The organism is Streptomyces sp. W16, from assembly GCF_033194735.1.
In the GTDB taxonomy this organism is placed as follows: Bacteria; Actinomycetota; Actinomycetes; order Streptomycetales; family Streptomycetaceae; genus Streptomyces.
In genome coordinates this window covers 1-9048 of the sequence record NZ_JAWOAI010000413.1, presented here as the reverse complement: position 1 = coordinate 9048, position 9048 = coordinate 1, and the positions used below count along the sequence as shown (strand labels likewise).

The following is a 9048-nucleotide window of genomic DNA, read 5'->3' as shown; positions in this document are numbered from 1 at the left end:
GTGACCGAGCTGTGCCGCCACCTCGACGGGCTGCCGCTCGCCGTGGAACTGGCCGCGGCACGGGTGCGGGTCCTCTCGGTGCCCGACATCGCCCGGCGCCTCGGCGACCGGTTCGCCCTGCTGCGCGGCGGCGCACGGGACGTACCCGAGCGGCACCGCACACTGCACGCGGTCGTGGACTGGAGCTGGAACCTCCTTGCAGAGGACGCCCGCGCCGCGCTGCGCACGCTCTCCGTCTTCCCCGGCGGCTTCCTCGGCGAGGCGGCCGAGCAAGTCCTCGGCGAGGACCCGCTGTTCCTCCTGGAGCAACTGGCCGACCAGTCGCTGCTCACCGTCGCCGACACCCCGGCCGGCGTACGGTTCCGGATGCTGGAGACCGTAAGGGAGTTCAGCGCCGCCCGCCGCGCCGAGGCGGGCGAGGACGAGGCGGCCGTCGGTCAATTCCTCGTCTGGGCGCGGGAGTTCGGGGTCGCCCACCACGACGCGCTCTTCGGCTCGGATGCGCAGACCGCCTGGGAGCGCATCAAGGCCGAGCAGGACAACCTCGTGCTGGCCCTGCGGCACGCCTTGGCCCGGGCGGACGGCCCCGCGACCGCCGCCGTCACCGCCGTCCTCGCCGCACTGTGGTCCACCGGCACCAACTTCCCCCGCCTCACCGCCCTCGCCGAGGACACCGGCCCACCCCTGTCGCACTACCGCCCCGAGCCCGCGTACGTCGAAGTCGCCCGCACCGCCGCGGTGTTGGGCACCGCGACCGTGTTCATGGGCCCCGGCCCACGCGCCGTACGGCAGCTCGCCACCCTCCGCCGGCTGCCCCCGGCCGCGCCGGACACCCTGATGCGCGCCACCGCGGTCGTGCTCAGCGCGATCCCCGAGATACGGCCGCCCGACTACGACGTGCTGCGCGCGCTCTGCGCCAGTGAGCAGCCGCTGCTCTCCGGGATCGCCGAGTGCGTCGCCTGCTACGTCTGGGAGTTCGAGCACGACATCGACCGCGCGCTCGTCTCGGCCCGCCGGACGGTCGCCGGACTGGCGCCGGTCGACAATCCGTCCGTACAGCTCATGGTGCACTCCCGGCTGAGCGAGCTGTGCCTGCGGACGGGCCGCGGCGAGGAGGCGTACGAGCACCTCAAGGCGTCCCTCGCGGTGCTGCCGCGACTCGGCGACGGGCACGACCACATCGGCATCCGCGCGCTCCTCGTCTTCGCCTGTCTGCAGCGCGGCGAACTGGAGGAGGCGGAGGAGTGGCTGCGGCGAGCGGAGAGCGACAACTCCCCGCGCCAGGACGACTTCTACCGGCCCGACCTCTGCGGGCGCGCCGAGATCGCGCTCACCCGTGGACTGACGGAGGTCGGGCTCGGCCTGTGGCGCGGGGTGGTCGAGCGAATGCTCGCGGCCGGCTCCACGCGAGGCGGTGAAGTCCCGTTCGACCCATGGGCGTTGGTGATCCAGGCGGTGGCGGTGACCGCGCACGCGCACGCCGGCCGGCTCGCACCGGTCGCGGAGGTGATCGCCCGGCTGCGGCTGCGGCTCGGGGTGTTGCTCGCGGAGCCGGTCGGCTCGCCTGCCGAACTCCCCTTGTTCGGGACGGTGTTGCACGCCCTCGGCATGGTGGGGCTCGCGTCCGGCGACACCGGTGCCGTACGGATGGTCGCGCTGGCCGAACGGCTGCGGGTGATGCGGGAGTTCCATCCGACGATGTCGGCGGACCGGGCCCGCGAGGCGGCCGAGGACGCCGACAGGGCGGCGTACGCCGACGCGGTGTCGGAGTACGCCGCCCTGGGGCGGGACGAGTTGCGGGAGGCGGCCCGCGCTGTCATGGCGGTTACTTCGGGTCGCGCTTGAACGACGCCATCGACCAGCGGTAGCCGAGCGCGGTCAGTCCGACGCACCAGGCGACCGCGATCCACCAGTTGTTGCCGATCTCCGTGCCGAGCAGCAGCCCGCGCAGGGTCTCGATGGCGGGCGTGAAGGGCTGGTACTCGGCGATCGGCCGGAACCAGCCCGGCATCGTGTCGGCCGGGATGAAGGCGCTGGAGATGAGGGGCAGGAGGATCAGCGGCTGTGCGCTGTTGGCCGCCGCCTCGGCGTTCGGGCTCGCCATTCCCATGCCGACCGCGATCCAGGTGAGCGCCAGGGAGAACAGGACGAGCAGCCCGAACGCCGCCAGCCACTCCAGTGCGGTGGCGTCCGTGGACCGGAAGCCGATGGCCACGCCGACGGCACCGACGAGGACCACGCTGGCGACGCACTGCAGCACGCTGCCCACGACGTGCCCGATGAGCATGGACCCGCGATAGATCGCCATCGTCCGGAAGCGGGCGATCAGGCCCTCGTTCATGTCCATGGAGACGTGCACCGCGGCCCCGATCACGGTGCCGCCGATGGTCATCATCAGAATGCCCGGGACGATGTAGGCGATGTAGTCGGAGCGGTCCGCGCCGCCGCCACCGATGCCCGCGCTCATCACGTCACCGAAGATGTAGACGAAGAGCAGGAGCAGCATGATCGGCGTGAGCAGCAGGTTCAGGGTTCCGGACGGGTAGCGCCAGGCGTGCAGCAGGTTGCGGCGCAGCATCGTGTTCGAGTCGCGCAGGGCGAGGGCGAGGGTGCTCATCGGACGTTCTCCTTGGAGTGGTCGGTGACCTTGCTGTCGCCGGTGAGGGCGAAGAACACGTCGTCGAGGTCGGGGGTGTGCACGGTCAGCTCGTCGGCCTCGATGCCGGAGGCGTCCAACCAGTCGAGGATGGCGCGCAGTTCGCGCTGGCTGCCGTCGCTGGGGATCTGCAGCGACAGCGCCTCGTCGTCGCGGGTGACCTCGCGCAGGTCGGTGGCGGCGGACTGGTAGGCGGCCGGGTCGGTGAAGCGGAGCCGGACATGTCCGCCGGGGATGAGCCGCTTGAGTTCCTCGGCGCTGCCCTCGGCGGCGATCCTGCCGTCGTTCAACACCGCGATGCGGTCGGCGAGTTCGTCGGCCTCGTCCAGGTACTGGGTGGTGAGGAAGACGGTGACCCCGTCGGAGACCAGCTCACGGATGATGCCCCACATGGTGTGGCGGGAGCGCGGGTCGAGGCCGGTGGTCGGCTCGTCGAGGAAGATGATCCGCGGGCTGCCGACCAGCGTCATGGCGATGTCGAGGCGGCGCTTCATGCCGCCGGAGTAGGTGGAGGCGGGCTTCTTCGCGGCCTCGGTGAGGTCGAAGCGCGCGAGGAGTTCGGTGGCCACCCGCCGTCCCTCCTGCCGGGACAGGTGGTGCAGATCGGCCATGAGGAGCATGTTCTCCTCGCCGGTGATCAGTCCGTCGACGGCGGAGAACTGCCCGGTGACGCCGATCTCGGCCCGCACGGCCTGCGGTTCGACGGCCAAGTCGTGGCCGCCTACGCGCAGTTCGCCGGCGTCGGCGGCGATGAGGGTGGAGAGGATCTTGACGGCGGTGGTCTTGCCGGCGCCGTTCGGGCCGAGCAGGGCGAACACCGTGCCGGCCGGTACCGCCAGGTCGATGCTGTCGAGGACCGTCTTGTCCCCGTAGGCCTTGCGCAGCCCCTTGGCCGCGATGCCGAGTGAGTGCGATGTCGTTGTCGTCATGCCGCAGAGCGTGCGGCAGGCCGCATTCAGCGCGGTTTCACGACGGTTTCAGTGCCCCGGAGCCGGTCGCCCGGGCCCGCCGCCGGTGTCTCCCATGGGGTTCATGTCCCGATCTCCTGCCACATCCGAGAGTTAACGGGTCATTGGGGCACATGCGGTGTGAAGAGGGGGTCGAGCCGGAAATCATCTTGTCATGAACCTGCGATCCGACGGGCGGATCGCGGTCTCATGGAGGTGTTGGATGCACCGCAGACTCGCCACCGGTCTCGCCGCCTCGACCCTGGCCCTGGTCGCCGTCGTCGCGACCGCGACAGCCGCCACCGCCGTCCCCGCCGACAAACCCCAGGTCCTCGCCGGCTGGACCCAGACCAGCGCGTCGAGCTACAGCCTCTGGGCCGCCGCCCGCGCCAACCAAACCGCCTGGTCCGCCTACGAGTTCGACTGGTCCACCGACTACTGCTCCGACTCGCCCGACAACCCCTTCGGCTTCCCCTTCGCCACATCCTGCGCCCGCCACGACTTCGGCTACCGCAACTACAAGGCCGCCGGCGCCTTCGACACCAACAAGTCACGGCTCGACAGCGCCTTCTACGAGGACCTCAAACGCGTCTGCACCGCCTACAGCGGCGCCACCGCGACCGCCTGCAACAGCACGGCCTGGACCTACTACCAGGCCGTGAAGGTCTTCGGCTGACGCGTCGTCAACCGGCCGGACAGTGCGGGACGCCGGCTCCCGGCGTCCCGCACCCCGCCTGCCAGGAGACCACGACGACCGATGAGTCCGGGTGGCTAGAGGGGTCTACCCGGCATGAGCGAAAAAGTGATCTCAGGTATGTCCATGTCCCTGGACGGCTTCATCACCGCCCCGGACGACACCCGTGCCCATCCGCTGGGCATCGGCGGCGAACGTCTGCACCGATGGGTCCGGGAGATGGACGACACCGATGCCCGGGTCCTCGCCGAGATGGCCGACGGCGTCGGCGCCGTCCTCATGGGCCGGCACTCCTACGACGTGTGCGAAGGCGACGGCGGGTGGGGCGACGGAGGGCCGGTGGGGAAGGTCCCCTGTGTCGTGCTCACCCATCGCGCCCCCGATCCGGCGGGCGTCGTCGCCCCCGACGTGTTCACCTTCGTCACCGACGGCATCGAGTCCGCGGTGGCCCGCGCCAAGGCGACCGCCGCCGGCGGGGATGTCGGGGTCCACGGTGCGAGCGTCGCCCAACAGGCTCTGAACGCCGGTCTGTTGGACGAGGTGCACATCATGCTCGTCCCCGTGCTGCTGGGTGCGGGCAAACGGCTCTTCGACCACCTCGGCCGTCCCGTCGAACTCCGCCGGCTCTGGACGCGCGAGTCGCCGGACATCACCCACCTGCGCTTCGAAGTCCTGACCGGGCACTGACCGGGCTTCCGGCACGCACTGACACGGCCCGGCCGTCACACGGCGACGACCCGAACCCCCGCCTCCTCGAACCGCCGTACCGTCTCCGGCGGCACCGCCGTGTCCGTCACCAGCGTGTTCACCGACTCGGCCGAGCAGATCCGGGCGAACGCCCGCTGCCCGAGCTTGCTGGAGTCGGCCGCGACGACCACCCGCTCGGCGCGCTCGCACAGCAGCCGGTTGATCGCGGCCTCCGCCTCGTCGTGGGCCGCCGCGCCGTGCGTCACGTCGAAGGCGACCACACCGAGCACCGCCACATCGACGGTGATCTGCGACAGCACGCCGTCCGCGAGCGGCCCGACGAGTTCGTACGACTGCGGGCGCGCCACCCCGCCGGTCAGCACGATCTTGAACTGGGGCCGTACGGCGAGTTCGTTGGCGATGTTGAGCGCGTTGGTCACGATGGTCAGCGCGGGCGTTCCGGAGCCGAGGTCGCCGCGCACGGCCAGGGCGCGGGCCACCTCCGTGGTCGTCGTACCGCCGGTCAGGCCCACCGCCTCGCCCGGCGCGACGAGTTCCGCGACCGCCTTGGCGATGCGCTGCTTCTCGGAGGCGTGCCGGGCGGTCTTGTAGCGCAACGGCAGTTCGTACGACACCCCGTGCACCACGGCACCGCCCCGGGTGCGCACCAGCATCTGCTGCTCGGCGAGCTGGTCGAAGTCGCGGCGGATCGTGGCGGCCGACACCGCGAGGTCCGCAGCCGCCTCCTCGACATCGAGCCGGCCGCGCTCGACGAGCAGCTCCAGCAGCGCCTTCCAGCGGGCGTCGCGCGACATCCGCACTCTCCGTTCCTCGATTCTCCGGCGACCCTAGCGCACACAACCTCCACCAGGTTGCTTGATTGTGCTTGAAAACTCGCTATATCTTGCAGGAACGAGCATCGCTGGGGAGGGGTACGGCATGACCTATGTCGAGGACGAGCTGATCAGCCAGCCCGAGTGCTGGACACGCGCCGCGTCGGAGGCGGCGGGATACAAGGCAGTGCTTCCGGCGCCGGGGGAGCGGGTCGCGATCGTCGGCTGCGGCACCTCGTACTTCATGGCACAGGCGATCGCCGCCCTGCGCGAGGGGGCGGGCCAGGGCGAGACCGACGCCTTCGCCGCCTCTGAGTTCCCGTACGGCCGCCCGTACGACCGGGTCCTCGCCCTCACCCGCTCCGGCACCACCACCGAAGTGCTGGAACTCCTGGGTCGGTTGAAGGGCCGCACCCCCACCACCGCGATAACCGCCGACCCCCACACCCCCGTCATGACGGCCGCCGACGAGGTGGTCGTGCTCGACTTCGCCGACGAACGCTCCGTCGTACAGACCCGGTTCGCGACCACCGCGGTCACCCTGCTCCGCGCCCACCTGGGCCTGCACACCGAGGCTGTCGTCGCCGACGCCCGCACCGCGCTCACCACCGAACTGCCCCAACAGCTCGTCGCCTGCACCCAGTTCACCTTCCTGGGCCGCGGCTGGACCGTCGGGCTCGCCAATGAGGCCGGGCTGAAGATGCGCGAGGCCTCACTGTCCTGGACCGAGACCTACCCGGCGATGGAGTACCGGCACGGCCCGATCAGCATCACCACCCACGGCACCGCCACCTGGATGCTCGGCGATCCACCCGAGGGACTCGCCCAACAGGTGCGCGCCACCGGCGGGTTGTGGATCGAGGGCGGCCTCGACCCGCTCGCCGAACTCGTCCGCGCCCAGCGCCTCGCGGTCGCCGTCGCCGCACACCGCGACCTCGACCCCGACCGCCCGCGCCACCTCACCCGCTCGGTGATCCTCGCCCCCTGAAGCCGGCGCCCCAGACTCCAGGAAAGGACAGGCCGTGCCTCTCGTCACCACCGGCGAACTCGTCACCCGCGCCGCCGAGGCCCGCTCCGCCGTAGCCGCCTTCAACATCATCACGCTGGAACACATCGAGGCCGTCATCGCCGGCGCCGAGTGCGCCGTAGCCCCCGTCGTCCTCCAAGTCAGCGAGAACGCCGTCAAGTTCCGCCACGACCGCCTCCTCCCTCTCGCCCGCGCGGCCGTCGCCGCGGCCGAACGGGCCGCTGTACCCGTCGCGTTGCACCTCGACCACGTCCAGAGCGACGAGCTGCTCCGGCAGGCAGCCGACGCCGGCTTCAGCTCCGTCATGTACGACGCGGCCCGCCTGCCCTACGCCGAAAACCTCGCCGCGACCCGCGCCGCCGCCGACTGGGCACACGCCCAAGGGCTGTGGATCGAGGCCGAGTTGGGGGAGGTCGGCGGCAAGAACGGCGAGCCGCCGCTCGACGCCCACGCACCCGGCGCCCGCACCGACCCCGCCCAGGCCCGCGCCTTCGTCGCCGACTCCGGCGTCGACGCCCTCGCCGTCGCCATCGGCAGCTCCCACGCCATGACCACCCGTACGGCCACCCTCGACCACGACCTCCTCAAGCGGCTCACCGCCGCCCTGGACGTCCCCCTCGTCCTGCACGGCTCTTCAGGGGTCCCCGACGGCGAGCTGATCGCGGCCGTCGCCGGCGGCATCACCAAGGTCAACGTGGGCACGGCTCTCAACCTCGCGATGACCCGCGCGATCCGAGCCTTCCTCGCCGAGCATCCGGAGGCGGTCGACCCCCGCAAGTACCTGAGCGTGGGGCGGGAGGCGATGGCCGGGGCGGTGGCCCGCACGATCGGCGTGCTCGCCGGACCCGGCCCGGCTACCGCTTGACGGCCTTCAGCACCACGAACTTCGCGTCGCTGGCGACGAGTTGACTGTTGCCGAACAACCGCTTCAGCTTCACGTGATAGGCGAGATGCCGGTTGCCGACCACATGAAGCTCGCCGCCCGGCCGCAGTGCGCGCCGCGCGTCGGTGAACATCCGCCAGGCCGTCGCGTCGGTCGTCGCCTGGTGCGAGTGGAACGGGGGATTGTTCAGCACGAGGTCCACACTCTCGGCCGGAACCCCGGTCAGCCCGTCCCCGACCCTGAACTCGGCATGCCCGGGCACCCCGTTGGCCTTGTACGTGGCCTCCGCGGACGCCACGGCCTGGAACGACTCGTCCACGAACAGGACTTCGGCCTCCGGATCGGCCAGCGACACCGCCGTACCCACGACACCGTTGCCACACCCGAGGTCAACGACCCGGCGGAGACCGCGACTTGAAGGCAGATGCTGGAGGAAGAAGCGGGTGCCGATGTCGAGACGCTCGGCGCAGAACACACCCGCGTGGTTGACCACGGTCCGCCCCGAGACCGTACCGATGTCATCGGGCAGGGCGTAGCTGTGCGGCCAGGGGTTGGCGGCACGCGCCCCCGACGACCGGGGCGAGCAGTGGATCAACCGGGCCTTCTTCTCGGCCAGCGAGGTCCGGGTCGGGCCGAGGATCCGCTCGAACAGCTTCAGCGTCGAGGTGTGGATCTCCTTCACCATGCCGGTTCCCACGACGACCGTGTCGGCGTGCACCGCGGGCGCCAGCCGCAGCAACTGGTCCTCCAGCAGCGCGAGACTCTTCGGCACCCGTACCAGCAGGACGTCGACGCGCTCGGGCGGCGGATCCTGGGTGGTGAGCAGCCGTACGGAATCGGCGGCGACCTCGTTCCGTGCCAGGTTCGCCTTCGTCGCCTCCTGGGTGAGGAACGAGTCCGTGATCTGCACCGGGCCGTGCTGCGCGAGCGCCGTGGCCAGGGCGCCCCAGCGGTCGCCCACGATCACGACCGTGCCGGACAGCGGGGTGTCCTGTTCCGCGAGGTGTCGCAGAAGGTACTCGTCGGAGGCGTCCCAGGCGCGCAGCCGGTCGCGCGGGTCCTCGGGGAAGCGGGCCAGGGCGCGGTCGCCCCACGGAGTCGTCATGCGGTCGATATGGTCGTCCATCGTGCGCCAAGGCTAACCGAGTACCAGCTCACGGCCGGTCGGGGCAGGATGGGGCGATGGACGCCGAGCTGTTTCCGAGGGCCCGCACGGAGATCGCGCCGGGCGCGGTGCACATACCGGACTGGCTCGACCCGGCCGGCCAGCGCGACCTCCTGACGGCCTGCCGCGAGTGGGCCCGGCCGCCCGCCGGCCTGC

The 9048-nt window shown here is 71.3% G+C and carries 9 protein-coding genes and 1 pseudogene; 6 read left to right on the top strand and 4 right to left on the bottom strand.

Annotated elements, in window-relative coordinates; all coding sequences use genetic code 11:
- Positions 1–1845 (top strand): ATP-binding protein (locus tag R6V09_RS38225; protein WP_442810219.1); only part of this gene is annotated, 1845 nt, incomplete at its 5' end.
- On the opposite strand, the gene R6V09_RS38220 is transcribed toward R6V09_RS38225, so the two are convergent.
- Together R6V09_RS38220 and R6V09_RS38215 are read right to left on the bottom strand one after the other, a co-directional pair.
- The gene (locus tag R6V09_RS38220; RefSeq protein ID WP_317886079.1) at positions 1826–2617 is read right to left on the bottom strand and encodes an ABC transporter permease; all 792 of its coding nucleotides are present in this window, start codon (positions 2615–2617) and stop codon (positions 1826–1828) included. The two genes, R6V09_RS38225 and R6V09_RS38220, sit on opposite strands and share 20 nt — an antisense overlap.
- Positions 2614–3585 carry an ATP-binding cassette domain-containing protein gene (locus R6V09_RS38215; protein ID WP_317886078.1) on the bottom strand — a complete coding sequence of 324 codons (972 nt, stop codon included), beginning with the start codon at positions 3583–3585 and terminating at the stop codon, positions 2614–2616. Before R6V09_RS38215 ends, R6V09_RS38220 begins: the two co-directional genes overlap by 4 nt.
- A 241-nt stretch (positions 3586–3826) precedes the next feature.
- Between R6V09_RS38215 and R6V09_RS38210 the strand changes: the two genes are divergently transcribed.
- Positions 3827–4279, top strand: coding sequence for a phospholipase (locus R6V09_RS38210; protein WP_317886077.1), 453 nt, complete (start codon positions 3827–3829; stop codon positions 4277–4279).
- 114 nt (positions 4280–4393) lie between these two features.
- Complete coding sequence (locus R6V09_RS38205) at positions 4394–4984, top strand: dihydrofolate reductase family protein (protein ID WP_317886076.1); 591 nt, start codon at positions 4394–4396, stop codon at positions 4982–4984.
- Between the two features lie 35 nt (positions 4985–5019).
- Here the strand turns inward: R6V09_RS38205 and R6V09_RS38200 are convergent, their stop codons facing one another.
- Positions 5020–5799, bottom strand: a complete 780-nt coding sequence (locus R6V09_RS38200; RefSeq protein WP_317886075.1) for a DeoR/GlpR family DNA-binding transcription regulator — start codon at positions 5797–5799, stop codon at positions 5020–5022.
- Positions 5800–5923: 124 nt separating this feature from the next.
- On the opposite strand from R6V09_RS38200, the gene R6V09_RS38195 reads away from it, so the two are divergent.
- Together R6V09_RS38195 and R6V09_RS38190 are read left to right on the top strand one after the other, a co-directional pair.
- Complete coding sequence (locus R6V09_RS38195) at positions 5924–6805, top strand: SIS domain-containing protein (RefSeq protein WP_317886074.1); 882 nt, start codon at positions 5924–5926, stop codon at positions 6803–6805.
- Between the two features lie 34 nt (positions 6806–6839).
- Positions 6840–7709, top strand: coding sequence for a class II fructose-bisphosphate aldolase (locus R6V09_RS38190; RefSeq protein WP_317886073.1), 870 nt, complete (start codon positions 6840–6842; stop codon positions 7707–7709).
- On the opposite strand, the gene R6V09_RS38185 is transcribed toward R6V09_RS38190, so the two are convergent.
- Positions 7699–8832 carry a methyltransferase gene (locus tag R6V09_RS38185; RefSeq protein WP_317886072.1) on the bottom strand — a complete coding sequence of 378 codons (1134 nt, stop codon included), beginning with the start codon at positions 8830–8832 and terminating at the stop codon, positions 7699–7701. The genes R6V09_RS38190 and R6V09_RS38185 overlap by 11 nt on opposite strands.
- Positions 8833–8909: 77 nt before the next feature.
- Between R6V09_RS38185 and R6V09_RS38180 the strand changes: the two are divergent.
- Positions 8910–9048, top strand: a pseudogene (locus R6V09_RS38180) (alpha-ketoglutarate-dependent dioxygenase AlkB); the annotation flags it as partial.